We start from the raw sequence: 26,348 nt of genomic DNA, 5'->3' as shown, positions 1-26,348 counted from the left end.
TATCGCTAATGGCTGGGCGAATCAACGTTCGGCCGGCCTGGACGGCTCCGGGAAAACGCGGCTGCAGGCTGTGCGCGATTGAAACCGGTCGAATTCACTCCCGCCCGGCCAGTTCCGGCGCCGCGCGGCTTGCATACCCGGCGCTCTCCACGTCCCATCCGCCGCCCAGCGCCTTGTACAACGAGACAAGATTCGTCGATACCGTCGCCGTGCTGTCGACCCATTGCTGCTCGTTCGTCAGTAATGTTTTTTGCGCTGTCAGCACATCGAGATAATTCGACAGCCCGCGAACATAGCGCTTGTTTGCGATATCCAGCGCGCGCCTGGACGCCTGCACGCTCGCGTCCAGCCTGTCCCGCCGGCGTTGTTCGGACGCGAAGCCGGTGAGCGCGTCATCGACTTCCTGAAACGCCGATAACACCGTCTTGCGATACGTGATCGCCGCTTCCTGCTGCTGCGCTTCACGCAGCGCGAGCGTCGCCCGCAGGCGGCCGCCCTCGAAAATGGGAATCGAAAGACTCGGCCCCGCGCTGTAACTGCGCGCGCCCCAGCTACCCAGATTCGTAAATTGCGTAGCCTGAATCGCGACACTGCCCGACAACGTGATCTTTGGGAAGAAATCCGCCTTCGCCGCACCAATACTTGCCGTCGCCGCGTGAAGCTGTGCTTCGGCCTCGCGGATGTCCGGCCTGCGCCGCGCCAGTTCGGATGAAAGCCCGATCGGCACGCGCGGCGGCGTCATGGGCACACTCAACGCCGGTTTCAACTGCGCCGCGAGCGCTTGCGGATACTCGCCGAGCAATACGCCAATGGCGTTGATCAGCCTGGCTTCCTGCTGCTCTTCCTGCGGAATATCGGCGGCATTCGACTCGGCCTGGCTCTGCGCATTGGCAACATCCAGATCCGTGGCGAGCCCGTGTTTCGCGCGCTCGTTAGTGAGTTGCACGGTGCGCTGCGCGAACTCCAGATTCTCCCGCGTAATGCGCAGCTTCTCCTGCGTGCCGCGCAGGGTCAGGTAATCGCGAGCGACTTCTGCTGCCGTCGACACGATCGCATCGTGCCGCGCTTCATTCTGAGCATCGACGGTCGCGCTCGCGTTTTCCGCCGTGCGCCTTACGCGGCCCCAGAGATCGAGTTCCCACGATGCATCGAAACCATACTGGAACAGGTTGAATGGCGGCAGCGCGCTTCCTGTGGATTGCGTCGGCACGCCGCCTTGCCGTCCGCCCAGACCGTTTGTATCAGTGGCCGAAGGCGATCCGCTGCCGCCGAGCAGACCGATAACGCCATCGGCGCTCTGAAGCTCGCGCGTGTAAGACGCGTTGCCGTTAAGCGTTGGGAACGCGTCCGCCTTCGCTTGCCCAAGTTGCGCGCGCGACTCGGCAACCCGCGCCGCCGCGACCTTGATGTCCAGGTTGCTTTCAATCGCGCGCGTGACCAGCCCAGTCAAGACAGGATCGCCGAAACTGTTCCACCACAGCGGATCGATGGGTTCGGGCACCGCGACCGAACGGACGGCATCGGTCGAGGCCGGCGTGTCCGACCATTGCGCTGGCGTTTGCAAGGCGGGACGCTGGAACTCGGGGCCCATCGTGCAGGCAGAAAGGAAAGCGATAAACGGAATCCATCGATAATCAATGCGCATTGACCTGTGCCCCCTTCGGCAGCTTCGGCAACAACAAACAAATGGGACATAGCACGAGCGAGATCACGCCCAGCATGATGAACACGTCGAGATAACTCATGACAGACGCCTGCTGCTCCAGCCTTCCGGCAATCGATCCGAGCGAATTGACAAAGCCGTTATACGGCGTGACGTGCTCGGCAAGCCTTGCATGATGAAACTGATCCCGCCACGCAAGCTGCGTGGTCACGAGCGACACGCCGAAACTGCCGCCCAGATTGCGCATCATGTTGATCAGCGCCGACGCGTTATTGTTTTCTTCGGGTGGAATGCCGATGAACTGCACGGTCGAAAGCGGGATGAAGAGAAACGGCAGCCAGATGACCTGATAAAGCCGCGACAGCGATACATCCCAGAACCCGATGTTCAGATCGAGTCCGGAGGTATGAAGCAGTGCAACCCCTGTTCCCGCGAGCGACATCATGACAAGCCATTTCGGCTGGAACACGCGGCCGGTCACCACGCCGGCTATCGGCATGAAAAACAGCGTGACGAGACCGCCGAGGCCAAGCGTCAGGCCCGCATTGGTTGCGTCGTAGCCCAGCAATTCCTGCGTGAATTGCGGCAGGATCTGCGTGGTGCTGTTGATGATGAAACCGAACGCGAACATCACGCTGCAACTGATCGCGAACGCGCGCGACTTGAACAGCCGCAGATTCACAATCGGCTGCGCGACCGTTAATTCGCGGATGACGAGCGCAACAAGCGCGGCCGCGGAGACCGCCGCAAACGAACAAATGAAGTTCGATGAAAACCCGTCCTCACGCTCGAACTTGTCGAGCACGATCTGCAGGCAGCCGAAACCTGCAGCCACTAAAAAGAAGCCGAGATAGTCGATCCGCAATCCCTTGTCGAGCAACGCGCGCCGTTCCTGCTGCACGAGCTTGCTGTCACTTACGAACATCCACGTCAGTACCAGCGACACGAGGCCCACGGGCAAATTGATCAGGAACACCCAGTGCCACGAATAGTTCTCCGTGATCCAGCCGCCGAGCATAGGTCCGATGGCGGGCGCGGTGACAACGGTAAAGCCGTACAGCGCGAACGCCATCGCACGTTTTTCCGGCGTGAAGGTGTCGGCAAAGATGCTTTGTTCGACAGGCGCCAGGCCACCGCCGCCGAGACCTTGCAGGACACGGAACACGATCATCATCGGCAATGACGTGGCGAACCCGCACGCCACCGAACTGAGCGTGAACAGCAGCACGCAGATCATGTAAAAGCGCTTGCGGCCGATCACATTCGCAAGCCATCCGCTGATGGGCAGGACAATCGCGTTGCTCACCAGATAACTGGTCGTGATGTACGTGCTCTGGTCGAGACTCGCGCCCAAGCCACCAGCAATATGCCGAAGCGCCACGTTCGCGATGGTCGTGTCGAGCACTTCCATGAAGGTCGCGATCGACACGATGACCGCGATCAGCCAAGGGTTGAACGGCCCCGCTGCCGACCTTGGCAACGCTGCGTGAGTGGTTGCCATGCTTATCTGACCGTCACGCGCGGGCTGACCGACAGGCCGGGCGCAAGCGGCAAGTGGCGCCAGGCGTCGCCATCGAAGACGATCTTCACGGGCAGGCGCTGCACGACCTTCACATAGTTGCCCGTCGCGTTTTCCGCGGGCAGGCTGCTGAAGACGGAGCCGGTCCCGCGTTGCAAACTCTCCACGTGCGCGTGAAGGACGTTGTCCGGATACGCATCGACGGTGACATCGACCGCTTGTCCCACGTTCATGTGCACGAGCTGCGTTTCCTTGAAGTTGGCGGTGACCCACATCTCGTCGGGCACGACCGCGACCAGCGCCTGACCCGGCGTGACGTAGTTGCCAAGATTCACCGTGCGGCGCGTGATCTTCCCGGCTTGCGGGGCGAGCACTTCCGTGTAGCTCAGTTGCAGCTTCGCGTTGTCGACGTCGGCATGGGTCTGGCGCACGGAAGCCAGTGCGGCGTCGATCTTGGTTTTCTGCGATGCAACCTGCGCCTCGCCCGCCTGAACGGCCTGCTTCGCGCTGTCGAGCCGGGCAAGCGCGCTCTTGGTCGTTGCCTGGCTTTGTTCCAGTTGCTGGCGCGTGATGGCAGCCGGGTCTGTTCCGGTGTATCGCGCCAGATCCTGCTGCGCCTGCGTCAGGTCGGCTTGCACCACGCGCACTTGCGATGTCTGCTGTGCGAGGCTCGCCGTCTGGTAAAGCAGGTCGGCGCGAGCCTGCGCGACTTGCGCAATGGCGTTCGCTTCTTGCGCCTCGGCCTGTTCGAGCTTCACTTCATAGTCGCGCCGGTCGATACGCAAAAGCGGCTGGTTCTTTTCGACATGCTGATTATCCGCAACAAGCAGTTCGATGACCCGTCCGCTCACCTGCGACGCGATCTGACTTTGATTACTGTCGATAAACGCGTCGTCCGTGCTTTCGTAATGCCGGCTATGCAGCCAGTAAGCCACGCCCGCGGCCACGCAAACCAGCAACACCACCCCGCCGATAACCGCATTCATGCGCTTGCGCCGGGGACTCATGGGCTTGCTGTTTTCCTTTTCCTGCCCCTTTGCTTGCGGCCTCGACTGCGCCTCGTCGCCGTCCGCCTTCTGGTCGCCGGAGGGCGTGCTGTTTTCGCTTTCACTTCCGGCCATTGCATTCTCCAAAATAATATTGAGATGCATTCTACAATAGAACGGAACGGTATCGTTTCATTAAAAAAGCCTGCGATAATCCTGGCTGGAAACATGACATGCACCGAGGAACCGTTGTGAGCCGCATTCCGAAAAATGCCGATGCCGATGCCGATCCCTGCCCGATCAGGTCGATCTTCTCCCGCAAGAAAGGCCGGCCGTCGAATGCCATGGCGGGCGATGTGGAAGAGCGCATTCTCGATGCCGCCACTGCCATGTTCTTGCAGCACGGTTTTGGCGGAGCGTCCCTTGAACGTATTGCCGAAGCGGCGGGCGCGGGCAAGGCAACGCTCTACAGCCGTTACAGCGGCAAGGAGGCGCTCTTTTCCGAAGTCGTCAAGCGAAACTGCGAACGCAGCCTGCGGCTCGTGTATGAAGCGCCGCAATCGGCGGAACTCTCGCAGCGGCTGGTTTCCGTGACGCAAACGCTCGTCACGCGATTGTTGAGCGACGAGGTAATCGGGCTGATCAGAATGGTGGTCGCGGACGCGCCGCGGTTTCCATCGCTGGCAAAATTAACGAGCGACGCCGGCCGCTCGCGCGCAATCGAAGCGGTGGCGACCTTGATCGCCGGGCATTCCGGGCGCGTGCACGATACCCGCGCACAAGCCGCGAGCACGCGGCAGGCGCACGTTCTTGCAACCCAGCTTCTCGATGCGATCGTCTCGCCCATGCTCATGCGCGGCCTGATGGGAGAAGATCTTGACGTGGTCCGCGGCGACATCCGTTTGCACGTGAAACAAACGGTCGCCCTGTTCACCGCCGCCAGCGCGCTAAACGCTTTTCTGTAAGCGTTCGACGCTTTCGCCGCATGCTTGTATATTTGTGGGACGGCTTGCCGCCAGGGCCGCAGGTCACCTTGTCAGCGTGGGTCTAATGGATAGACGAACGAATGGACGAAACAGGCTAAACCATGAAATACAAGGACTATTACGCGGTCATGGGCGTGCCGCGAACGGCGACCGAGGCGGAAATCAAGACCGCGCATCGCAAGCTCGCACGCAAATATCATCCTGATCTGAACAAGGACGCGAACGCCGAGTCGCGCTTCAAGGAAGTGGGCGAGGCGTATCAGGTGCTACGCGATCCGGAAAAGCGCGCTGCGTTCGATGCCCTCGGCACAGGCCTGAAGGACGGCGACGAGATTCGTCCGCGCCCGGATGTCAGCGACGGATTCGAATACCACGGCGCTGGCGGCCCGCAGGACACCGACGATTTCTTCGGCGATCTATTCGGCGCGCGCCACCGCCATGCGCCGCGTTCCCAGTCATACGACTGGCGCGGCGAGGACCATCACGCGCGGGTATCGGTCAGTCTGGAGGACACCTACAACGGCGCACAGCGGACTTTCACGCTGCAAATGCCCGAAATCGACGAGCACGGCCGCGTCACCTATCAAACACGCACACTCGACGTATCGATACCGAAAGGCATTCTCGACGGCCAGCGCCTGCGGCTTGCAGGCCAGGGTGGCGCTGGTAGCGGAAATGCGCCCGCGGGCGACCTGTACCTGGAAGTGACGCTTGAGGAAGACAAGCGGTATCGCGTCGATGGCCGCGACGTGACGCTGGATCTTCCTGTGGCGCCATGGGAAGCCGCGCTCGGCGCCGATGTCGTCGTGCCGACGCCCTCCGGCCAGGTGACCATGACCGTCCCGGCCGGGTCCGGCGCCGGCCGGCGCCTGAGACTCAAGGGACGGGGCATTCCCGGAAACCCGCCTGGCGATCTTTATGTCGTGCTCGAAATTGTTCTGCCCCGCGCCGACACAGAAGCAAAAAAAGCGGCCTACACCGCGTTGCGCGATGCGTTCGAATTCGACCCGCGTGCGAATTTTTATGGGTGACCCATCATGAGAGAAAACGATCCGGTCTATCTGCAGGGCGATATCGTCGAGGACCATGTCGAGTTCACGCTGGTAGAGTTGTGCCACGTCACGGGTGCATCCGAGGCCCAGGTGACGCTGTGGGTCGACGAGGGCGCATTCGAACCTCGCGGGGCGCGCATCGAGGAGTGGCGGTTCAGCGGCGCCTCGCTTCGCCGCGCCGTCACCGCGCAGCGGCTGACGCGCGACCTTGAATTGAATGCACAAGGCGTAGCGCTCGCGCTCGATCTGCTCGATCAGATCGACACGCTGCGCGCTCGCCTCGCGCGTCGGAATGCTCAGAACGACCGGGGCGACACGCTTGAAGCGTCCTGCAAGCCGTGACGGCCCGGCCGTTTCAGAACGGCGGTTTGCATCGCAACGGTGAATCTCGCAGCGAGCGAGCGTTCGCGACTCGGCCACGCGCTAGCGCGGTCCCTTACATTAAGATCACCACCGGTAATTCGCTCCCGCAAACACCTGTCGTCCATACCCGAACGCGCACCAGGTCGTGTAATAACACGACGCCACATAGCGTTTGTTCAACAGGTTCTGCGCGTTGACATAAATCTCCGAGCCTTTCAGACGCGGTGCGATGTGACCGAGATCGTATCGAAGCGTTGCATCGACGAGGACAAAGCTGCTCAGCTTGTAGTCGTTGTCGTAGCTGTAAGTCTGGCCGGTGTAGCGCACTCCGGCTCCCGCCGATAACCCCGCGAACGGTCCGCGATGCTGCGTATAATACGCCCATGCGGATGCCTGATTGGCCGGCACCGACGCTAGATGCTTGCCTTCCAGTCCGCTGTTATCTTTCAGATACTTCGCGTCGATATACGTATAGCTCGCGGTCAGATTCAGCGAATCGGTCAGGTTCGCCTTCGCTTCGATCTCCACGCCGCGTGAACGCGACTCCCCCACTTGGGACTGGAAATTCGGATTGTTGCCATCGGGTGTCAGGAGATTCTTGCGCTTGACATCGAATAACGCGAGGGTCAGCAACGCGTCGTAATTCGCGGGCTGAAACTTCACGCCGATCTCATACTGCCGTGCGCGCTCCGGATCGAACGGCTTGCCGCCCGCGTCAGTGCCAATCTGCGGTGAAAAGGACTCCGTATAGCTTGCATACGGAGCAATTCCGCTGTCGAACACATAGGAGAGTCCGGCGCGCTTCGTGAATGCGCGCGCGGACTGCTTGATCAAGGTGTTGTCGGTGACATCGCGCGTGGATGTGTTGGACCAGTCCTCGCGTGCGCCGAGCGTCAGCACGACATGGCCCATGCGCATCTGGTCCTGCGCGTACAGGCCGTACTGGTTATTGCGAATCTGCGTGACGGTCCGTGCGAAATCGGGAATCGCCTGATAGTAGTCGGGCGCGAGGATATCGAGCGCCGGCGCGCTCCCGTATCCGAGCGCGGACGTCCCCGCCACATGCTGGTAGTCGAAGCCGGCAAGCACGGTGTGTTTCAAGGAACCGGTCGAGAACTTGCCTTCGATCTGGTTATCGAGCGCGATGGTATTGAGCTGGTCCGTCGAGCCGATTGAATAGCGGTCCAGCGTACGATTGTCGGCTTCCAGTCCGCTGCCGTAGACGCTCGCGTAATCCTGGCCCAAGTGGAAATAGCGCCCGTTGGACCGCACGGTCCAGTTGGGGTCGAGTTTGCGTTCAAATTTGTAGCCGACCGACTCCTGCGTACGGCTGAATCGCTCGAAACCGGCATCGCCGTCATAGAAGTCGCTCGGCAGCGGTCCAAAGGGGCTCGGCAGCGACGAGCCTTGCGGCGGCACGCTTCCATACGACGTGCTGCGCGGATCGCGCTGGTAAAGCGCCATCAGCGTAAGCGACGTTTTATCGTCCGGCCGCCATGTGAAGGACGGTGCGATCGCAATACGCTCGTTGCGTGTGGTGTTGACCTGACCGTCCTCGGCCCGCGCGATTCCCGTCAGGCGATAAAGATACCGGCTATCGGCGTCGAGCGGCCCCGAAAAGTCGAACGTCGCCTGCTTGTGGCCGTAGTTGCCGAATTCCACCCCCAGTTCGTGCAGGGGCACGCGCGTGGGCATCTTGCTTTCCTGATCGAGCACGCCGCCGGCAGCCGCCTGCCCGTACAGCACCGACACCGGTCCCTTCAACACTTCGATGCGGTCCATCAGGTAGGTGTCCATTTGCGGTACCGCATATTGACCGTTGCCCAGCAGCTTCAGCCCGTTCCAGTAGGTATCCGCGTCGAAGCCACGCACGGTCAGCAGGTCATAGCGGGTGGCGACGCCGCCGCGCGTTTCCGGCGTCACGCCCGAGGTGTAGCGCACCGCGGCGTTGAGCGTCTGCGCGTTTTGCTGGGTCATCTGGTCGCGCGTCACCACCGAGACCGACACGGGCGTTTCAAGGATCGACGCATCCGACTTCAGCGCGGAGGACGAATGGGTCGCCACATACCCAACTGGCAAGCTGTCCGCACCGTCTTTCCCGGCGTTTGCCGAAACCTTCACGGCGGGAAGCGTGGAAGCGTCCGGCACGACAACGTCTGCACTGCTCCGGGCCGGAGCCGGACGAACAAGAAAAATGCCGGGACTGCTTTCCACTATCTCCAGTCCCGTTCCCGACAAGAGCGTCGAGAAGCCTTCGCGCGGCGTAAAGCTGCCCTTGATTCCCTGCGAGCGCATGCCATCGACAAGACGGGAATCGAGCTGCACGGTTACGCCCGCCTGGCTCGCGAACTCCGCCAGTGCGCCGCCAAGCGAGCCTGCCGGCACCGCGTAGGTTTTTTGCGCGGACGCCGGCGTGGACGCTGCAACGTCAGCAACACCGGCAGCGTAGCCGGCAGGCGCGGCCGCGAGTCCTGCAAACACCAGCGCAGCCGGCACGCCCCGCAAGCCGAGGACAATGGCGCCCAGCGGCGCGGACACCAGCCGTTTATGAAGAAAAGGAGAAAGGGTTTTGCGATGACGACGGTGTGACATGGACGATCCTGATCAGGCTAATTAATTGAGGTCTGCTGATGTCCATGACACGCGAGATTCAAAAAGGGGACACGTGTTTGAAAAATTTCGTTTCAAACCTCCATCGCGACAATGCTGACCCAGTAGCGCGTGCGATAAATCACGCATACCGGCAGCGTCTGCGGCAAGGCGGCGAGGATGTTGTCCGTGTTACCGATCTGGAAAGCGCCCGTGATTCGCAAGCCGGACACCTCGGGGGCGCAACGCAGGACGCCCGGACGGTAGCGGGCGAGTTCGGCCGCGAAGTCGCCGAGCAACATGCCGTTAGCTGAAATAACGCCGCGCGACCAGTCGATCGCGTGTGTATCGACTGGAACGACGGGATCGATATTTGACACCGTGAAGCGCGTCTGCTCACCCGCCTCGACCACCCGCGCCCGCGCCGGCGCCGCACCCGGAGTGATTTCCACCGCACCGTGCAGCACCGCGAGGCGGGTTGTGCGGCTCGTGTCGGTGCGCATCGAGAATCGCGTTCCCAGCGCGCGCACCCTGCCCTGCGCGGTTTGGACCACGAACGGCCGATATCGTCCGGAGCGATTCCCTTCATCGCGTCCAGTTTCGATCAGGATCTCGCCGCCATTGAGCGCGACCAGCCGCTCGCTTTCCTTGAATACGATGTCGACGGCAGTGGCCGTATTCAGGTCGAGGCGCGTGCCATCGGCGAGAACAAGCGTGCGGCGCTCGCCCGTGGCGGTGCGTTCATCCGAACTCCATTCGCGCCACGGCGTCTCGCGCCAGCCCAGGTAGGCGCCCGTGCCCGCAACCAGCATCACGGAGAGCGCCTTGATGGCAACCCGGCGGTCGATGCGCGTGTCGCGCCCCAATGTTGGCAGGCCCACGTCGCGCGGAACGAGATCGAACTTGGCATTGAGCCGTTGCGCCCGCTCCCAGGCGCGCTCGTGCTCGGGGTCCGCCGCGCGCCATCGTAGGCAAGCCGCGTGTTGCGCCGGGGTCGCGCCCTCCTGCAGGTGCACGATCCATTCAGCGGCGGCCCGGGCGACGGCGCGATCGAGCGGACGGTTGTCATCGGAGGAACGGAGGGGAATCACGAATTCTAAAGTTCAAAGTGTCAGCAGGATGCATTCTTCATAGGCCGCGACCAGGTATCGCTTGACCGTGCGGACACTGACCAGAAGGCGCTCGGCAATCTCCGCGTGACTCAGTCCATTGAGGCGCGCGAGCAGGAACGCCGTGCGCGTGCTCGGTGACATGCGCTCCAGCATGGCGTCGATCTCGTGCAGCGTTTCGAGCACTATCGCGCGATCTTCCGCGGACGGCGACAGCGCTTGTGGCATGGCGGCAAGCGCGGCAAGATACGCTCGCTCGAGCGAAAGCCTTCGATAGTGATTGATGAGCACGCGGCCCGCGACGGTCGTGACATACGCGCGGGGTTCGCGCAGCTCGCGCTCGTCGTGGCTGCCCCACGCGCTCAGGATCCGCAGGAACGTGTCGTGGGCGAGATCGGCGGCATCGGATGAATTGCCTAGCTTTTTGCGCAGCCACGACTGCAGCCATCCGTGATGATCGCGGTACAGCGCGTGCACGCCCCGCTCTTCATCGCGCCGGATCGTCGACATCACGCGGCTCCCCGTACACGTCGGCGCGCGGGCAACGCACGCCGCGCGCGGCTTTTCTTTAACCAGATGAGCAGGCCCGTTGCGCTCAGGATAGCCACGGCGAGCCCTAGGAGGGTGACCATGATCCGTCCGGTCAAGCCGATGATCCGGCCCGAGTGCAGCGGAAATTGCGCCTGCATGAAAATGTCGCCGGCGGAGCCGCGCCCCGGTATCTGTGCGCCGACCTGTGCGCCGGAGCGCGCGTTGAAATAGAGCCACGCGTTGCCAAGACCTGCATCGCCGTGATCGCCTCCTGGCCGGAAGAATCCCACGACGTAGACATGCAACGCGGGCAAATAGAACAGTCCGCCCGGCGGCGCAGCGATGTGCGCGCGGCGGGCGGCAGCATTCGCAAGTGCCACGATGCGCTCGCGGGAAAGGTCCGGCGCCGCGACAGAGGGTTGGCTACCCGCGCCCTGCGCGGCGAATGGCGAAGGCGCCAGCGGCGAGAACATCGACACGATTGGCCGCACGACCGGATCGCCCAGATTCATCGAAACCGAAGTGATGGCGATGACCATCAGCAACGCCCATAACCAGACGCCCCCCGAACGATGCAGGTCGAAGGTGAGCGCATACCCGCCGCGCCTGAACCGGAATGCCAGCGACTTGCGCCACGAGCGCGGATTTGGAAAGGCCAGCACGATGGCGACCATCGAATCCAGGAGCCACGCGATACCCACGAGGCCCATGACCCAGACGCCAAGGTCAATACCGCCGCGCATCGGCAAATGCAGCGTGTAGTGCAGCTTGTAAATAAACGGAATCAACTCGAGCCGACCGAGCGAGAGCGCACCCCATTCGCGCCGTCCCTGAACTGCGCCCGTGCCGGGATCGAGCGCAACCTGATTGAAACCGAGGTCGAACGGACGCCTCGACGGATCCTCGCGCGGCGTGACGCCCGCCTGAAGCGTGTGGCCGGATTCAATGCCAAGCGGCAGATAGGTGACCTGGAGCCGCGGCTCCGCTGCTTCGAGCCGATCGGCCAAAACGAGTGGCGGCAAAGCGTCCGACGCCGTGCGTGCGTTATAGAACCCGGGATTCAGCGCGGCATCGAGTTCATGGTCCCAGGCGATGATCGCCCCGGTCAGCCCTGCCATGAAGAGGAATAAAGCGGTGCCAACGCCGAGCCATCGGTGCAGCCTTACAAGCCACGCTCTCATGCTTCGGCCATCGGCAAATTGAACAAATAAACTCGCACGAGATCACCACAAATGATAATGATTCTCATTGTACATGTGATCGATAGTTACGCAAAGCTTACGATTTGTATAAGTCGATGATGCCGTGTGCGATTCCCCGCAATGAAGTGCCGCATGAGTTCAGCGGGCGACCGTCGGGGACGACAGGTCGCCCCTTCTCCCCGTCAACCGCAGAACGAAAGCGCAGAGGGTGAACACGAATCCCACTGCACAGACGCCCGACCAGCCGGCCAACGCCCACGCCGCGCCGGAACACGCAGCGCCCACGGCACCCCCTACAAAAAACGTCCCGACAAACAAGCCATTCAGCCGTCCGCGCGCGGCGGGGTCCATCAAGTTGATTGCACGCCGGCCCAACGTCTGGTCAGTGACCACGCCCGCATCGAGCGCCGCCGCGCCTGCAACCAGCATCGCAATCGCCAATGGCGGATGTGCCTGCGCGGCGAAACCGCCCCAGCCTGCACCCGCCACACCTATCGCCACGAGCGCCGCCAGCATCGTCAGATGGCCCGCGAACAGCATCGTGCGGCTCCATCCCCGGTCGCCCGCGCGGCCAGCAAGCGGCGTGACGATTGCGCCGGCCGCGCCCGCGAGCGCAAACAGCGCGATGCCATTCATGCCGAAGCCAAACGGCGGCTGCACGAGCCGCAAGCCGATCGCCGTCCAGAACGCACTGAATGCGCCCATGACCAGCGCCGCCGATACAGCATTGCGTTGCAGCACAGGCTCGGTACGCATCAACGTCCAGAGCGAATACAGGAGCGCGGGGTAAGACGCCGGATTGGCTGGCGTGCGCACAGGCAGCTTCAGATACAGGACAAGCGCGACCCATGCATCGGTCAACGCAGCAAGACCGTAGAAAGCACGCCAGCCGATTGTCCCGGCAATCAGGCTCGCGGCGGGACGCGACAGCAGGATGCCAAGCATCAGGCCGCTCATCACGTTGCCGACCGCGCGTCCGCGGTGACTTTCCGGGGCCATGGAAGCGGCCATTGGCACCAGCATCTGGATTGCGCTGGAAGCAACGCCGGCTAGCAACACGGCCACCAGAAACACTGCACGCGCCTCGGCGACCATCGCGATCGCGAGGAAAACGGCGCCCATCGCCAATGTGCACACGATGAGCCGACGATTCTCCAGCAGGTCGCACAGCGGTACGAGCAGCACCAGCCCAATTGCGTATCCGAGCTGCGGCAGCATGGCCGCGAGGCCGGCGAACTCGGGAGCGAGGCGGAGGCTGCGGCCAATCGCGCCGGTGAGCGTCTGAGCGGCGAACAGGTTCATCACCATGACGCCGACAGCCGTCGCGAAAAAGATGGTCAGCGGCAGCGTCAGGCCTTGGGTGTGTTCGGGTTCTCGCGCAGTGATGGCGGGAGCGGGAGTTTCTGCGGATGGAAGCATCGAGTGGATTCTCTGGACTGGATCGGGGAATCATCCTAACGAGCGGCTCATTATGCGACAATTGAAAAATGTTGATAATGATTATGCGAGTTCACTTTGAACACTCGAGATCTCCAGGCGTTCGTTGCAGTCGTGGAAAGCGGATCGATGGTGCGCGCGGCAGAGAAACTCCATCTCACGCAGCCGGGATTGACGCGGCGGGTGCAAAACCTCGAATCCATGCTGGGTGTGGAATTGCTCGATCGCCAGAGCAAGCCGCTCAAGCCTTCCGCTGCAGGCACCGAGGTCTACGCGCTGGCGCGGACCGTGTTGCGCGCGGTGGACGATCTGTTGTCGGTTGCGTCTCTCGATAGCGAACCGTCCGGCGAATTTCGAATCGGCATGCCCCCTTTTCTGGGCGAAGTCGCGCTGGAAAAGCCCGTCGATCGACTGCGTTCCGTTTTTCCACGACTGACGTTGCGCGTGACGGCCGGGTGGTCGCCGGCGCTCGTGCAAGCCGTCGAGCGCGCGTCGCTCGATGCAGCAATCGTGTTGATGCCTCCCGGCTTCTCGGCGCCCGAGACCTTGCACGCAACCCGTCTTGCGTTCGTGCCAACGGTAGTGGTCGCCGCGCGTTCTCTCGGTCTGCCGGAGACGCCGATGACGCTCGCAGAGCTGAGCCGCTACGAATGGGTGCTCAATCAGGATGGTTGCGGAATGCGTTCGGTGTTGAGGCGCGCGCTGCAGGTGGCGGGCCTGCCATTGAATGTCGCCGTGGAAGCGTTCGGCTCCGCGCTGCAACTGTCGCTGGTCGCGCGTGGACTGGGTATCGGGCTTGTCACGCCGGACATACTGGAAGGCAGTTTGCATCAACGAGCACTGCAGATTATCGATACCCCCGACTTTCGCACCGGAGTCGATGTATGGTTCATCCATGGTTCCGTGCCGGGCCGGCTGACACAGGCTATCGATCTGTTGCGCTCTTCGCTGGACGAAGTGCTGATCGAACGAAAGATCGCGCCGCTGAATAAAAACCCGAAAAAAAACATGCGGGCGTCAAGCCCGGGTTGACGCCTGTCAGCACTTCATGAATTCATTTTCGCGCCCCGCGAAGCGCCATTTTGGCCACGGAATTGATGCGGCATGACGTTTGCTCAATGATGGGGCACGCTGCTACGTGCAGGCATGAACTCCCCAATGGCTTAGGCTCTTTCCCTCGATCAGGAAAACTTATGAAACTGCTCACTACTCAAGATGGCTTGCCGCGCCTTTCATGGGGCTCCGTGATCGCCGGCGTGATCCTCTCGTCTATCGTATATCTCGTCATGAGCGTGCTCGGCACCGCAATCGGGGCATCGCTCCTGTCGCCGTTGTCGCGACCTAGCCCGTTGCACGGATTCGGCTTCGGATCGGGTGTCTGGGTGATTGTTACAACGGTGCTCGCGGTCTTTGTCGGTTCGTATTTCGCCGGCCGTTGCGCGCCCGTACTTGGCTGGCTGCACGGACTGCTGTCCTGGGCGGTCATGACACTTTTGATTGTCTTTGGCATGGCCTCGGTGATCGGGGGCGCGGTCAGCACGGCCGGCAGCATCGCCGCCACGAGCGCGCAAGTTGGCGCAACGGCTGCGAACCAGAGCAACGGCGACCAGTCGATGGTGAATTCGGCTACCCAGCAAGCACAAGCCGCTATTGCATCGGCGGCATCCGCGGCGTCGAGTCCCACGGCCGAGCAGGACGTACGGCAAGCCGCCGACACCGCTGCACGCAGCGTCGCCCGCGCAAGCTGGTTCTCTTTTGCCGCGCTGATTGTTGGAGCAATTATCGCAATCGTTTCTGGCGGTGCAGGATTCCGTCATCAACCGCCGTTCGAGGATGCTGGCGGCTCAGCGGTGGGCAACGATGCAGTCCCCGCACGTAGCCGCGTGGCAGGCCCGGGTGCCAGACCGCTGTAACTAGCTGGAACCAGGCGTCGGCCGAAGCGCTCGCTTCGGCCTTTTTTTTGAGGTGCGTATAGCGGTATTGGCGCGGCCGTCGCCGTCATCGCAATAGCAAACTTCCACCCCTACAATAGCTATTGCGGCACATCTCCAAAGAAACGCAGAAGGAATGGAAAAAGTGGAAACGATCAAGGTCTCTAGCTGGCAAGAGTTTACCGATCTGAGCCTGGAGCTCGACGGCTGGGCATTCCGAGGCCAGCAGGACGCCAACTGGTTGTTGCAAAGCTCGCTTGCGCGCTACCTGTCCTCGTTTGTTCACAACGCATCGAACTGGCGTGTGCAGGAACAGCGGGCAATACGAATCTTCCGGCGCAAGGCGCACACCTATATTGCAGACGCGCGAGTGTTACTGGACGATCTCCGATGCCTTGCATTGATGCAGCATCATGGCGCCCCAACGCGATTGCTGGATTTCACCAAGTCTCCCTACGTGGCGGCGTTTTTCGCGCTGGAGCGAGCTGTTGCCGAATCCGCCGTCTATGCAGTGAATACTCCCGCCCTGTACATGGACCGCGCAATTCCCAAAACCGCACACGACTTTACGCGTGACAGGATCGATCCACGAAGAGAAGGAAATTTCGAAAGGTATTTCCTGCCGGATACCAACCCGATCATCTGGTTTGGCGAGCCGACTGAGATGGACCGTCGGCTGGTGGCGCAGGCTGGAACGTTCATGGTGCCGGGACTGCTGCACGAACCGCTCGACAAGATTTTCGATCAATACGCAAGCGACGTCGACCTGGTGCGAAAAATCGTCATTCCTTTATCCGTGCGTGACGAAGGAATGCGTTCGCTTTACAGAATGAACATTACGAACGCGTCGTTGTTTCCCGACCTGGAAGGACTCGCCCGTTCGATTGCTCTCGAACTCGAGGTCGTCTGGCCGAAAATCTAACCCCGGCAACTATAGGTATTCCTTAGGTATTCCTTATGAAATAACTTCTTCGGAAGCTTCCGCGCTGATCGCCGGCGAGGAGCCTTCATTCGTTGATTTCGCATGCTCCGCCGGATTGGCATCGAACAACGGTTTCTCCGGATGAACGAACAACCAGAGCACCGTGCCTAGCGCCGCGGCCAACGCAATCACAACCAGGGCGCTTGCCCAGTTGCCCGTCAACCTGACCATGAGCGCAACGCTCATCGGTCCCGCGACGTTCGACGCGGCTCCCCATAGATTGGTCCAGCCCGACATCACGCCGGTAAAGCTCCGGCCCAGATCCTGCGTGGCGGACCATACGACCACTTGCACGAATCCTACCGCTGCAAATGACAAGCACAAGAGTCCGATGACGGCTGCGATGTTGACCGCGTATGAGGCGAGACAGAGCGTCACCGCGCTGACAAGGAATCCTGCCATTGCAACGGGCACACGCGCCGCCCAGACCGATTGCGTCCGCTTCAGTATCTTGTCGCAAACAATGCCAGCGACAAACACTGCCACGAACACCGCAATCCAGGGAAGTGAAGCCGCAAACCCCATTGACTTGAGCGAAAGTCCACGGGCGCGCATCAGGTATGTGGGTAACCAGGTCGTGTAGAAACTCTGGATCAATACAAGCAGGAAGTATTGAACGCCGAAAAGCCAGAAACGCGGATGCTTGAGGCACTTCAAAAACACACCCTTCGCCACGACTTCGGCTTCGGTTTGCCCCGCTGCAATATAGGCCGCCTCCTCGTTGCCGATCAATGGATGTTTCGCGGGAACATCGCGGTAGCCAAACCACCACGCTACGCCGAGCAACATGCCTATTGCGCCAAACACATAAAAGACGGAATGCCAGCCGAACTGCAGGATCATCCATGCGGTAAGGGGCGCGGAAACAATCGGCCCAAGATACAAACCGCCCAGGAGAAACGAGTTTCCCTTGGCCCGTTCGTTTTTGGGAAACCATCGCTTTACTGCCAGCACGCCGCTCGACCAGTCGGCTGACTGCGCTCCGCCAAGCAAGGCCCGGCAACCGACGAGCCAGTTAAACCCCGTGCCGAGCGGCGTCAGGATCATCATGAAGGACCAAAGCGCACTGGTTCCGAACAGCACCTTGCGCGAGCCATGACGCTCGGCCATTCGCCCCGCCGGAACCTGGCCAAGCGCGTAGGCCCAGAAATAGACAGTCAGGATAACTGACATTTCAACCAGCGAGAGACCGAGCTCCTTCTGGATTGTCGGCGCGGCAATAGTCATGGCCGCCCGATCCAGCGTCATCACGAAGGTGATGGGAGCGACCAGCAACGAAACAATCCCCCACCGCAACTTGCCGATCTTGTTTGACATTTCATCACTCCAGGTGATAACGGGTCACACGGATTATAGGAAACCGACAGATACTGGAACTACGTGCTCAATGTCCGGGGAATCAAGCAGATACATCTGAGGAGGAAATGACTCGCTCCGTGGATATTTCATGTGTACGAATGCCCTGCGCGGACTCGAAGGCGGCCCTCACGCGTTCAGTGTCATCACCGTGAATCCGGAACAAGACATCGCCGGCTTCCACGGCCTGGCCCGCGGACACAAGCAGGTCGACGCCCGCACTCAGGTCATCCGGCGCACCCGCCGCGCGTGCTATGCCCGCAATCGCCCAACCATCCACACCGGTAATGATGCCGCTGCGTAGCGCTGCCACGGCACGCACGCATTTCCCGGGTAATACCGGCTTTGCGCGGCGCCCTTGCGCGTCGATCATGCGCTCAAACGATGCCAGCGCGCGGCCAGAAACAAGCAAGGACTCGGCCAGTTCACGCCCCTTTTCCACTGTTTCCACACCCGGCGCCCAGGCGAGGATTTCCGAGGCAAAAAGCAGCGCCTTTTCACGCAGATCAACCGGTGCGTCGGCGGCATTGGTCAGCACGAGCCGGACGTCACGTACCTCGAGTGCAGGTCCCACCCCACGTCCGATCGGTGCTTTTCCATCGGTCACCATGGCCTTGACATGCATGCCCAGGCCCGCACCAACGTACTCGAAAAGTTGCCCCAGCGCTCGTGCCTCCGGTTCGCTCGTGAGCTTGGCGCGCGGGCCACAAGGCAAATCGATGATCACGTGGGTCGATCCGGCCGACCACTTCTTGGACAGAATGGATGCGACCGACCAGCGATTCGAGTCGAGCCCCAAAGGCCGGGTGAATGCATTGATCCGGTCGTCGATCAACGAATGGTTCAAGCGCCCGTTCCATGCAATGCAACCGCGCGCTTCCTCCACGCATCTTTGTACGTCGGCACGGGTGAGATCAACACATGCAACTGTCTCCATTGCGTCCGCCGTGCCCGCAGCCGACGTGATCGCGCGTGACGATGTCTTCGGCATCGCGAGCCCGAACGCCGTGACAATCGGGACGACAATCAGCGTGATCCGGCTGCCGGGAATACCGCCCATGGAATGCTTGTCGACAACAATGCGTTCGTCCCATCCGATGCGGGGTGACAGCCTTGCGCGCGCTTTTGCGACGGCAAGCACTTCTGCGTCGGTCAAATGCTGCGATGCATGCAGGAGAAACGCGTTGATATCCCTATCGGAGTATCGCAATGCAAGAATGTCGTCGAACACGGCACCATATTGCGTCTCATTGAGCGCTTCGCCAGTCAGCTTGGCTTTCATGGATGCCATACTCGGCGCAGGCGGCTGTATCGCGCGGTCAAGCGCTGCGACAAAGCGTTCAATACCCTGCGCAAGGGTTCCGTCATTGGATACCTTGATCACCTCGACATCCGCTGCGAAAGGTTCCACCTGGCGCATCACGCGTTGGCGAACTTCTTCGGGCGTTTCCCTGCCCCGGGCAAGGATTCGCTCGGCGAGCACCGAGGCAGGCGCACTCACTTCAACAACAACCATGCGCGGAACACGTGCACGGAGTACTTCAACGACGGCGCGCGACCCGTTTGCAATGACGTGCCTACCTTGCGAAAGGGCGTGGAGCAATTCCTGGCGAAGACCGTATTTCAAGCCATGCGCCGACCATGTAATCAGGAATCCTCCCTTATTCTCCAGCGCGGCAAACTGGGCGTTGTCCAGCGCTTCGTGGTCCTCCCCAGGCGATCCGTGGGCTCGGGTAATGACCCTTCGCGCAATCATGAACGGACGGCCGCCGTGGCGCACAGCGTCAATAAGCGAGTCCTTGCCGGCACCGCTCGGTCCGACCACAAAAAAGAAGATTCCCTCTGACATGGCGTGTTTACTCCGCTTCGTCCAGACCGATATCCACGCACAGGGAGGCTTGATTGATCTTGCTCGTGGAAATGTAGTCCACGCCCGTCTTTGCAATATCGCCGATGGTTGCCAGGTTGATGCCTCCGGATGCTTCCAGTTTCGTGCGCCCGCCAACGAGTTCGACCGCCTTCGACATCTCCTCAACCGACATATTGTCGAGCATGATGACATCCACTCCCGCTTCGAGCGCCTCCTGGACCTGCTCGAGCCGGTCGCATTCCACCTCGAGTTTTGTCAACACGGGCAACTGGCGACGTGCCCGTTGAACCGCCTTCGCAATGCCGCCGCAGACGGCAATATGGTTGTCCTTGATCATCACACCGTTATCGAGTCCAAGCCGGTGATTCAGCCCTCCGCCGCACGTTACGGCGTGCTTCTCCAGCATGCGCAGGCCGGGCGTGGTCTTGCGCGTGTCAATGAGCCGGGCGCGGGTGCCCGCGACGGCTTTCACATACTCGGCCGTCAGGTTCGCGATTCCAGACATACGCTGCACGATGTTGAGCGCCGTGCGCTCCGCGGTCAGCACGCTTCTCGCGTTACCGCGCACATCAAGCATCACCGCGCCCTTTTTCAAATGGTCGCCGTCGCTGACGCGCACGGTCACCTCGAGCGTGGCGTCGTAGCGTTTGAATACGCGTGCGGCCACGTCAATTCCCGCCACGATCAGATCTTCGCGCGCGTTCATGTAGAACGCGCCTGTTTCATGCGCCTCGATCATGACCTGCGCGGTCAGATCACAGTACCCAATGTCTTCCGCCAGCCACGTATCGATCAATCTGTCAGTTTGAAATACGTCGTACATTGCAACCTCCTGAGTTTTGCAAAAACTTGCACTAAAAAAATCTTGAATTTTTATGGATTCGTTTAATTTGTATGCCTAACTACTTACGTTCGCCTTCTGTTCGACATTTCCGATGAATTCCAGGCAACGCCTGATGTTCGCGATTCTTAGGTGGCTTTTCTTCCAGAATCCGCGTACACCGGGAATACCGTTACCAGTCACATGCACCCCAAAGCACGAGCGGTCGATCTCAACCTTGCAAAGGTGCGACCGGGCGTCAGACGGCATGTTCGAGGAACTTGCAACTTCACACGCCGGTAAATTTTTACTTAGTGCTCTAAGTTCGTGGGATTAACTCTAGCGTACACATTATTTTTTTCCAAGAAAAATCAGCATTGTTTTTTGGTGCATGCGTGCCGCGTATTAATGATCCATTGCTGCACATGCACATTTATTGGGAACTTCGCGGTGCGCCGGCGTGCGTCGAGAGTCAGGGATCGGCATCTTTATAGCGTGTACGCTTTATTTGACACCGAACTGCGTGCATCGGCCTTTATCGCGAGCCCCTCTGAGTTCCTGAGTCGGCATCTGCAAGCTAACTTCCCCCGCTTTTGCCGTGCACTTTTCAGCCGGTATGATCAGCGGTCTTTGAGAAGGAGAAAATATGAGCCGGCCCGAATTCATCAAGCACTGGACTGAACTGGAAGAAGTCGAAGCACATAGCTATCGCGGCGATACCGAGCACATGGCGTTCGACGCTCCGCTTTCCGATGCGCTCGGCATTACCCGCATCGGGATCCACCATGTAAGGCTGCCACCGGGCCGCCGAACCTCTTATCCGCACGCTGAAAGTACCGAGCAGGAGTTCGTGTACGTACTTGAAGGCAAACCTGACGTCTGGATCGACGGAGTGCTTCATCCGATTGCAGAAGGCGATTCCGTCGGGTTTCCGGCTGGTACCGGGATCTGCCACACGTTCATCAATAATTCGAGGGACGAAGTGAGGCTGATGGTGATCGGCGAACGTCCGCGCGACGACAACCGGATCCGATATCCGCTAAACGAAATCCATGAACGTTCGCGCGCAGACCGCTGGGTGGACTGGCCCGCGAGAGCGCTCGGGGATCATGACGGCATGCCGGATTGATACCTTGGAAGGCTGACGATGCTTACCTGGATCAAAAGCACCAAAGCAGGTCGGTGGTGAACGGAGAAACCGCTGATCTTAGCGCGCCAACTTGTCAAGATAAAAATGACTTATCATGTTGCCCCAAAAGGCGACATCGAAAAAATGGCGAGAGATGGCAGAACTGACCGAAATTTCACGGTTTGACGCCACGACAAATTTTAAACTCGACCGTGTGTGGTCCGAGTTTGAAGACGTGTCAGTCGAGCACGAGTTCCAGCGCTATCAGCGCGTCGCGCACCATGCCGCGCTCGTGCGGACTCTCGTTTTCTGCAGCCTGTTCTACGTCGCGTTCGCCATTACTGACGCGGGCGCCCTCGGCTACTCGCACACAACCTTCGTGCTATTTCTGGCGCGCTGTCTAGTGGCCCTAACTTGCGCCGTCTGCCTGCGCGCTGCGCGTGAATATCATAATTCCATCCCCGCCTTGCGTGCGGCGGCGAGCGTGGTGGAGGCCGTCGGTTTCGCGGTGTTCATGCTGATCACGTGGCTGCGGCTGGGCGGAATGTCGGTCCACGAGATGTCCATGTGCATCATGTTGATCGTTGCTTACAACTTTATTCCAAACAAGTTGTTCTACGCCTTGTGTATCAACGTGGTCGCGACAGTCGCGTTTATTGCGATTTCGTCGGCGTCGCGCATGCTTGATCCTTCAGCATTGCTGACCTCGTCCATGCTGCTTCTATTCACTAACGCGCTCGGTTACGTAACCGCTCGCCGCCATAACCGGCTCGCACGTGACGAGTTCTGCCAGCATGCATTGCTCAGAAATCTTTCCGTTCGCGACTACCTTACGAGCTGTTTCAATCGCCGCTATCTGACCGACGTTCTGTTCAATGCCGAACTGCAGCGGGCGCGCAAGACCAGGTCGACACTCGCGGTGGTCCTGTGCGATATCGACTTGTTCAAGCAGATAAACGACAACTACGGCCACCCCGCGGGAGACGCGGTCATTCGGACATTTTCCGCGTTGCTGCTGGCGCACACGCGCCATGATGTAGACAGCGTCATTCGCTATGGCGGCGAAGAATTCGTCTTGCTGCTTCCCCGAACCGATATTGCGGGCGCAACGGTTCTTGCGGAAAGGATGCGGCAAGCGTTCGAGTTAGCGGTATCGAAAGCGTGGGACGGACGCGAGATACGCGCTACCGCCAGCTTCGGCGTCGTGGTCGTGGACTGCGCACGGGACGCGGAACGCGCGACAGAGGACAGCGTGATTGGAGCCGCCGATGCACAGTTGTATCGCGCCAAAAACTCGGGGCGCAACCAGGTGTGCGCCAACGCATTACCTGTTGCGACCGACCAGGACGCGGGTCAAGGAATGATCGCGGTAGTTTGACGATCAGCGCGAAATGCACGCAAGCATTTAGGGCCTCGCCGCGACTTCGTCCAGGTGATAGAGCAGGTCCGCGGGATCTTCGTACACGCGCAATGCGCCCGAGCGCTCCAGTTCTTCTGTGCCATATCCACCCGACAACAAGCCGACGCCAAGCGATCTGCACCGGCGTGCTGCGAGCATGTCCCAGATGCTGTCGCCCACCACCACGGTATGTTCTATTGCCACGTTCAGCCGCTCGGCGGCCGCGATGAACAAGTCCGGATCGGGCTTTGCATATTTCACGTCGTCGCGCGTGACCACCACGGCGCGGGCAGGATCCACACCCAGCGCCACGAGATTGACGGCAGCGGTTTCCATGCGTCCACTCGTTGCAATGGCCCAGCGCGTACCGGCTTCGGTGAGTGCGGCGAGCAGCTCGCGTGCGCCTGGCAACGGACAGACCTGTGCGCGCAGGCGTTGATAAGCGTCCGCATGCGCCCGGCGCAAACGTTCTACGCGCTCTTCGCTGATTTCACCGTGCGTCTCGCGCAAGAGTTGATTGGTAAATAAGCCGCCGCTCATGCCGATCTTGCGATGTATTCGCCATACCGACAGTTCGATACCTTCAGCATCGAGTGCTTCCTTCCAGGCAAGTACATGCTGATAGACACTGTCTACGAGCGTGCCGTCCAGATCGAACAAGAATGAAGTTTCGATTCGCATGATGAACTCCGTTTGGTCAAGCGTCAGCGCGCGCATTCCGCGTATTCAATGCTAGCTTACGCCCAGACCCGAACTTCCTGAAGCGCCTCGTCAAGTGACGCCATGAAATGATATTCGGGAGTTTGGTCAAATCCGCTAAGCTAGTGCATGTGCGTGAGGAAAAGATCTGATGCACAAGCGCAATAAGCCGTCCAGGAAGCAAAGCCATCACGAGTGGCCAAGCGGACCTCGCATTACCGCATTACACAGGAGACTGATCCATGCATGATTCTTATATTGAACACGTGCGCAAAACGCTAGACCAGATTCGCACTGACGGTTTCTACAAATCCGAACGCGTTATATCGAGTCCTCAGTCAGCCGATATCCGGCTTGCCGCCGGCGACGAAGTGCTCAACTTCTGCGCGAATAATTATCTCGGCCTCGCCAATGATCCGCGTTTGATCGACGCTGCAAAAGCCAGCCTGGACCGCGATGGTTTCGGGATGGCGTCCGTGCGGTTTATCTGCGGCACGCAAAGCGTTCACAAGGAACTCGAGCAGGCGCTGGCCGCATTCCTGCAAACCGACGACTGTATTCTTTACTCCAGCTGCTTCGACGCCAACGGCGGTTTGTTCGAAACATTGCTGGACGACTCCGACGCGATCATCAGCGACGAGCTCAATCACGCGAGCATTATCGACGGTGTGCGTTTGTCGAAAGCGAAACGGTATCGCTACAAAAATAATGATCTGGTCGACCTGGAAACCAAACTGCGTGAAGCCGATGCAGCCGGCGCGCGCTTCAAGCTGATCGCCACCGACGGCGTGTTTTCGATGGACGGCATCATCGCCAATCTCGCCGGTATCTGTGATCTCGCGGATCGTTATGGCGCGCTTGTCATGGTCGACGACTCTCACGCGGTAGGCTTTATCGGCGAGCACGGACGCGGCACACCGGAGCATTGCGGTGTGCTTTCGCGCATCGACATCATTACCGGTACGCTCGGCAAGGCACTTGGTGGTGCATCGGGCGGCTATGTTGCAGCACGACGTGAGATTGTAGAGTTGCTGCGGCAACGTTCGCGCCCGTATCTCTTTTCCAATACGCTTGCGCCCAGCATTGCTGCGGCCACGCTCAAGGTTCTTGAACTCCTTCGCAGCGGCGAAGGTGCTCAACTGCGTTCGCGTGTGCGCGAGAACGGCGTGCATTTCCGCCATGCGATGAGCGCACTTGGCTTTACCCTCGTGCCCGGCGAGCACCCGATCATTCCCGTGATGCTTGGCGACGCGCAGGTCGCATCGCGCATGGCGGATGCGCTATTGCACGAAGGCGTCTATGTGATCGGTTTTTCATTTCCGGTCGTGCCCAAGGGCCGCGCCCGCATTCGCACGCAAATGAGCGCCGCGCATACCCCGGAACAAATCGATCGCGCGGTCGATGCGTTTGCGCACGTTGGCCGCTCACTGGGCATCATTTAGGACTCGAGGCGATCATGAAAGCATTGGCAAAACTCGAACGCGCACCGGGGCTGACTCTTACACGCGTGAAGAAGCCGGAGGTCGGCCATAACGACGTGATGATCCGCATTACGCGCACAGCAATCTGCGGCACTGACATTCATATATGGAAGTGGGATGACTGGGCGCAGAAAACCATTCCCGTCCCCATGCACGTGGGTCACGAATATGTCGGCGAGATCGTGGAAATGGGACAGGAAGTGCGCGGGTTCGCGATCGGCGACCGTGTGTCGGGCGAAGGACACATCACGTGCGGATTTTGCCGGAATTGCCGCGCGGGACGTCGGCATCTGTGCCGCAATACCATAGGGGTTGGCGTGAACCGGCCTGGCGCGTTCGCGGAATTCCTGGTGATTCCGGCGTTTAATGCATTCAAGATTCCAGCGGAGATTTCCGACGACCTTGCGGCTATCTTCGACCCGTTTGGTAACGCCACGCATACGGCGTTGTCATTCAATCTCGTCGGTGAAGATGTGTTGATCACCGGCGCGGGTCCTATTGGCATCATGGCTGTGGCGATTGCCAGGCATGTCGGCGCGCGTAATGTGGTGATTACCGATGTGAACGACTATCGGCTTGAACTTGCACGGAAAATGGGGGCGACGCGTGCCGTGAATGTGGCGCAGACTTCACTGCGTGATCTGATGGCGGAACTTCACATGACGGAGGGCTTCGATGTGGGATTGGAAATGTCGGGCGTCCCGAGCGCGTTTAAGGGTCTGCTTGAGGCCATGAATCATGGCGGCAAGATAGCGATGTTAGGGATTCCGCCGGCGGAAATGGCCATTGACTGGACTCAGGTCATCTTCAAAGGGCTTGAGATCAAAGGCATCTACGGGCGAGAGATGTTCGAGACCTGGTACAAGATGGTCGCCATGTTGCAAAGTGGGTTAGATCTTTCTCCGGTTTTAACGCATAGCTTTGCCGTGGATGACTATCAGGAAGGGTTTGCTGCAATGCTTTCAGGGCAGAGCGGGAAAGTGATACTTGATTGGACCAGGTAGCGGGTGGCGGAGGGGCTGTTTTTAACGTCTTAGCGCGTTCCCTGTTCGTTGATTTTTTTAGCACTGTTAGCCACTGTCCGTGGCGGGACTTCGTTTCTTTTTCCATACGGCGAAAAAGAAACGAAGACAACGCCTTTCCACCGCCAATTCTTAAGTGGACCAAGCGTGCAGTTTTATCTGCTTGGGACTTCAAAAGAACGGTTGCCGCCATAATCACCGTCGGCTGAAACCCTTCCCCTC

General features: G+C 60.1%; 22 protein-coding genes. 10 read left to right on the top strand and 12 right to left on the bottom strand.

The genetic code is table 11. The features are described from left to right. Nucleotides 1–94: 94 nt before the first annotated feature. Genes AWB64_RS09230 through AWB64_RS09220 form a run of 3 tightly spaced genes read right to left on the bottom strand, consistent with a single transcriptional unit; the run spans nucleotide 95 to nucleotide 4,303 of the window. A complete protein-coding gene (locus tag AWB64_RS09230; protein WP_060818365.1) occupies nucleotides 95–1,645 on the bottom strand; it encodes an efflux transporter outer membrane subunit in 1,551 nt (516 codons plus the stop codon). Next, nucleotides 1,635–3,164 (bottom strand): DHA2 family efflux MFS transporter permease subunit, encoded by a 1,530-nt coding sequence (locus AWB64_RS09225; protein ID WP_060818364.1) that lies wholly within the window; start codon nucleotides 3,162–3,164, stop codon nucleotides 1,635–1,637. Before AWB64_RS09225 ends, AWB64_RS09230 begins: the two co-directional genes overlap by 11 nt. Before the next feature lie 2 nt (nucleotides 3,165–3,166). Beyond that, nucleotides 3,167–4,303: an HlyD family secretion protein gene (locus AWB64_RS09220; RefSeq protein ID WP_157766602.1), complete on the bottom strand. Its 1,137-nt coding sequence runs from the start codon at nucleotides 4,301–4,303 to the stop codon at nucleotides 3,167–3,169. 98 nt (nucleotides 4,304–4,401) lie between these two features. Here AWB64_RS09220 and AWB64_RS09215 point away from each other — a divergent pair, with 98 nt between their 5' ends. The 3 genes from AWB64_RS09215 to AWB64_RS09205 all read left to right on the top strand — a co-directional run bounded on the left by AWB64_RS09215 (nucleotide 4,402) and on the right by AWB64_RS09205 (nucleotide 6,548). Further along, nucleotides 4,402–5,133, top strand: a complete 732-nt coding sequence (locus tag AWB64_RS09215; RefSeq protein WP_060818362.1) for a TetR/AcrR family transcriptional regulator — start codon at nucleotides 4,402–4,404, stop codon at nucleotides 5,131–5,133. A 122-nt stretch (nucleotides 5,134–5,255) separates the two neighbouring features. Beyond that, entirely contained in the window at nucleotides 5,256–6,185 is a 930-nt protein-coding gene (locus AWB64_RS09210; protein ID WP_060818361.1) for a DnaJ C-terminal domain-containing protein, read from the top strand. Between the two features lie 6 nt (nucleotides 6,186–6,191). Beyond that, nucleotides 6,192–6,548 carry a chaperone modulator CbpM gene (locus AWB64_RS09205; protein ID WP_060818360.1) on the top strand — a complete coding sequence of 119 codons (357 nt, stop codon included), beginning with the start codon at nucleotides 6,192–6,194 and terminating at the stop codon, nucleotides 6,546–6,548. A 105-nt stretch (nucleotides 6,549–6,653) separates the two neighbouring features. Here the strand turns inward: AWB64_RS09205 and AWB64_RS09200 are convergent, their stop codons facing one another. From AWB64_RS09200 to AWB64_RS09180, 5 genes are all read right to left on the bottom strand, one after another. Beyond that, nucleotides 6,654–9,161: a TonB-dependent siderophore receptor gene (locus AWB64_RS09200; protein WP_082850405.1), complete on the bottom strand. Its 2,508-nt coding sequence runs from the start codon at nucleotides 9,159–9,161 to the stop codon at nucleotides 6,654–6,656. A gap of 92 nt (nucleotides 9,162–9,253) precedes the next feature. Then, a complete protein-coding gene (locus tag AWB64_RS09195; RefSeq protein ID WP_060818358.1) occupies nucleotides 9,254–10,249 on the bottom strand; it encodes a FecR domain-containing protein in 996 nt (331 codons plus the stop codon). Nucleotides 10,250–10,261: 12 nt separating this feature from the next. Beyond that, nucleotides 10,262–10,777: a sigma-70 family RNA polymerase sigma factor gene (locus AWB64_RS09190; RefSeq protein ID WP_060818357.1), complete on the bottom strand. Its 516-nt coding sequence runs from the start codon at nucleotides 10,775–10,777 to the stop codon at nucleotides 10,262–10,264. Beyond that, nucleotides 10,777–11,979, bottom strand: coding sequence for a PepSY-associated TM helix domain-containing protein (locus AWB64_RS09185; RefSeq protein ID WP_060818356.1), 1,203 nt, complete (start codon nucleotides 11,977–11,979; stop codon nucleotides 10,777–10,779). The genes AWB64_RS09190 and AWB64_RS09185 overlap by 1 nt, the downstream gene beginning before the upstream one ends. A gap of 159 nt (nucleotides 11,980–12,138) precedes the next feature. Next, a complete protein-coding gene (locus tag AWB64_RS09180) occupies nucleotides 12,139–13,419 on the bottom strand; it encodes an MFS transporter (RefSeq protein ID WP_082850404.1) in 1,281 nt (426 codons plus the stop codon). A 96-nt stretch (nucleotides 13,420–13,515) separates the two neighbouring features. On the opposite strand from AWB64_RS09180, the gene AWB64_RS09175 reads away from it, so the two are divergent. The 3 genes from AWB64_RS09175 (at nucleotide 13,516) to AWB64_RS09165 (ending at nucleotide 16,290) form a co-directional block, all read left to right on the top strand. Next, nucleotides 13,516–14,469 (top strand): LysR family transcriptional regulator, encoded by a 954-nt coding sequence (locus AWB64_RS09175; protein WP_060818355.1) that lies wholly within the window; start codon nucleotides 13,516–13,518, stop codon nucleotides 14,467–14,469. Nucleotides 14,470–14,630: 161 nt separating this feature from the next. Further along, nucleotides 14,631–15,350, top strand: a complete 720-nt coding sequence (locus tag AWB64_RS09170; protein ID WP_060818354.1) for a hypothetical protein — start codon at nucleotides 14,631–14,633, stop codon at nucleotides 15,348–15,350. A gap of 154 nt (nucleotides 15,351–15,504) precedes the next feature. Further along, entirely contained in the window at nucleotides 15,505–16,290 is a 786-nt protein-coding gene (locus AWB64_RS09165) for an FRG domain-containing protein (RefSeq protein ID WP_244163995.1), read from the top strand. A 33-nt stretch (nucleotides 16,291–16,323) separates the two neighbouring features. On the opposite strand, the gene AWB64_RS09160 is transcribed toward AWB64_RS09165, so the two are convergent. From AWB64_RS09160 to nadC, 3 genes are all read right to left on the bottom strand, one after another. After that, the gene (locus AWB64_RS09160; protein WP_060818353.1) at nucleotides 16,324–17,667 is read right to left on the bottom strand and encodes an MFS transporter; all 1,344 of its coding nucleotides are present in this window, start codon (nucleotides 17,665–17,667) and stop codon (nucleotides 16,324–16,326) included. 82 nt (nucleotides 17,668–17,749) lie between these two features. Further along, entirely contained in the window at nucleotides 17,750–19,555 is a 1,806-nt protein-coding gene (gene phnN / locus AWB64_RS09155) for a phosphonate metabolism protein/1,5-bisphosphokinase (PRPP-forming) PhnN (RefSeq protein ID WP_060818352.1), read from the bottom strand. Between the two features lie 7 nt (nucleotides 19,556–19,562). Then, nucleotides 19,563–20,399, bottom strand: a complete 837-nt coding sequence (gene nadC / locus AWB64_RS09150) for a carboxylating nicotinate-nucleotide diphosphorylase (RefSeq protein WP_060818351.1) — start codon at nucleotides 20,397–20,399, stop codon at nucleotides 19,563–19,565. Between the two features lie 643 nt (nucleotides 20,400–21,042). Here nadC and AWB64_RS09145 point away from each other — a divergent pair. Both AWB64_RS09145 and AWB64_RS09140 read left to right on the top strand, forming a co-directional pair. Then, on the top strand, nucleotides 21,043–21,525 hold the full coding sequence (locus tag AWB64_RS09145; RefSeq protein WP_060818350.1) for a cupin domain-containing protein: 483 nt from the start codon (nucleotides 21,043–21,045) through the stop codon (nucleotides 21,523–21,525). A gap of 154 nt (nucleotides 21,526–21,679) precedes the next feature. Beyond that, nucleotides 21,680–22,903 (top strand): GGDEF domain-containing protein, encoded by a 1,224-nt coding sequence (locus AWB64_RS09140; protein ID WP_060818349.1) that lies wholly within the window; start codon nucleotides 21,680–21,682, stop codon nucleotides 22,901–22,903. Nucleotides 22,904–22,930: 27 nt separating this feature from the next. On the opposite strand, the gene AWB64_RS09135 is transcribed toward AWB64_RS09140, so the two are convergent. Next, nucleotides 22,931–23,605 (bottom strand): HAD family hydrolase, encoded by a 675-nt coding sequence (locus tag AWB64_RS09135; RefSeq protein ID WP_060818438.1) that lies wholly within the window; start codon nucleotides 23,603–23,605, stop codon nucleotides 22,931–22,933. Nucleotides 23,606–23,865: 260 nt separating this feature from the next. Here AWB64_RS09135 and AWB64_RS09130 point away from each other — a divergent pair, with 260 nt between their 5' ends. Both AWB64_RS09130 and tdh read left to right on the top strand, forming a co-directional pair. Beyond that, entirely contained in the window at nucleotides 23,866–25,065 is a 1,200-nt protein-coding gene (locus AWB64_RS09130; protein ID WP_060818348.1) for a glycine C-acetyltransferase, read from the top strand. A gap of 14 nt (nucleotides 25,066–25,079) precedes the next feature. Continuing rightward, nucleotides 25,080–26,108, top strand: a complete 1,029-nt coding sequence (gene tdh, locus AWB64_RS09125) for an L-threonine 3-dehydrogenase (RefSeq protein ID WP_060818347.1) — start codon at nucleotides 25,080–25,082, stop codon at nucleotides 26,106–26,108. The last annotated feature ends 240 nt before the right edge of the window (nucleotides 26,109–26,348 follow it).

It is taken from the genome of Caballeronia sordidicola (genome assembly GCF_001544455.2).
GTDB lineage: Bacteria > Pseudomonadota > Gammaproteobacteria > Burkholderiales > Burkholderiaceae > Caballeronia > Caballeronia sordidicola.
The sequence above is the reverse complement of the archived record's forward strand: the minus strand, read 5'-3'. Positions and strand labels throughout refer to the sequence as shown.

What these genes read in the sequence shown, in the direction of transcription:
- AWB64_RS09230 (WP_060818365.1), bottom strand. Translation starts at nt 1,645, where the DNA reads ATGCGCATTGATTATCGATGGATTCCGTTTATCGCTTTCCTTTCTGCC.
- AWB64_RS09225 (WP_060818364.1), bottom strand. Translation starts at nt 3,164, where the DNA reads ATGGCAACCACTCACGCAGCGTTGCCAAGGTCGGCAGCGGGGCCGTTC.
- AWB64_RS09220 (WP_157766602.1), bottom strand. Translation starts at nt 4,303, where the DNA reads ATGGCCGGAAGTGAAAGCGAAAACAGCACGCCCTCCGGCGACCAGAAG.
- AWB64_RS09215 (WP_060818362.1), top strand. Translation starts at nt 4,402, where the DNA reads ATGCACCGAGGAACCGTTGTGAGCCGCATTCCGAAAAATGCCGATGCC.
- AWB64_RS09210 (WP_060818361.1), top strand. Translation starts at nt 5,256, where the DNA reads ATGAAATACAAGGACTATTACGCGGTCATGGGCGTGCCGCGAACGGCG.
- AWB64_RS09205 (WP_060818360.1), top strand. Translation starts at nt 6,192, where the DNA reads ATGAGAGAAAACGATCCGGTCTATCTGCAGGGCGATATCGTCGAGGAC.
- AWB64_RS09200 (WP_082850405.1), bottom strand. Translation starts at nt 9,161, where the DNA reads ATGTCACACCGTCGTCATCGCAAAACCCTTTCTCCTTTTCTTCATAAA.
- AWB64_RS09190 (WP_060818357.1), bottom strand. Translation starts at nt 10,777, where the DNA reads ATGTCGACGATCCGGCGCGATGAAGAGCGGGGCGTGCACGCGCTGTAC.
- AWB64_RS09185 (WP_060818356.1), bottom strand. Translation starts at nt 11,979, where the DNA reads ATGAGAGCGTGGCTTGTAAGGCTGCACCGATGGCTCGGCGTTGGCACC.
- AWB64_RS09180 (WP_082850404.1), bottom strand. Translation starts at nt 13,419, where the DNA reads ATGCTTCCATCCGCAGAAACTCCCGCTCCCGCCATCACTGCGCGAGAA.
- AWB64_RS09170 (WP_060818354.1), top strand. Translation starts at nt 14,631, where the DNA reads ATGAAACTGCTCACTACTCAAGATGGCTTGCCGCGCCTTTCATGGGGC.
- AWB64_RS09165 (WP_244163995.1), top strand. Translation starts at nt 15,505, where the DNA reads ATGGAAAAAGTGGAAACGATCAAGGTCTCTAGCTGGCAAGAGTTTACC.
- AWB64_RS09160 (WP_060818353.1), bottom strand. Translation starts at nt 17,667, where the DNA reads ATGTCAAACAAGATCGGCAAGTTGCGGTGGGGGATTGTTTCGTTGCTG.
- phnN (WP_060818352.1), bottom strand. Translation starts at nt 19,555, where the DNA reads ATGTCAGAGGGAATCTTCTTTTTTGTGGTCGGACCGAGCGGTGCCGGC.
- nadC (WP_060818351.1), bottom strand. Translation starts at nt 20,399, where the DNA reads ATGTACGACGTATTTCAAACTGACAGATTGATCGATACGTGGCTGGCG.
- AWB64_RS09145 (WP_060818350.1), top strand. Translation starts at nt 21,043, where the DNA reads ATGAGCCGGCCCGAATTCATCAAGCACTGGACTGAACTGGAAGAAGTC.
- AWB64_RS09140 (WP_060818349.1), top strand. Translation starts at nt 21,680, where the DNA reads ATGGCAGAACTGACCGAAATTTCACGGTTTGACGCCACGACAAATTTT.
- AWB64_RS09135 (WP_060818438.1), bottom strand. Translation starts at nt 23,605, where the DNA reads ATGCGAATCGAAACTTCATTCTTGTTCGATCTGGACGGCACGCTCGTA.
- AWB64_RS09130 (WP_060818348.1), top strand. Translation starts at nt 23,866, where the DNA reads ATGCATGATTCTTATATTGAACACGTGCGCAAAACGCTAGACCAGATT.
- tdh (WP_060818347.1), top strand. Translation starts at nt 25,080, where the DNA reads ATGAAAGCATTGGCAAAACTCGAACGCGCACCGGGGCTGACTCTTACA.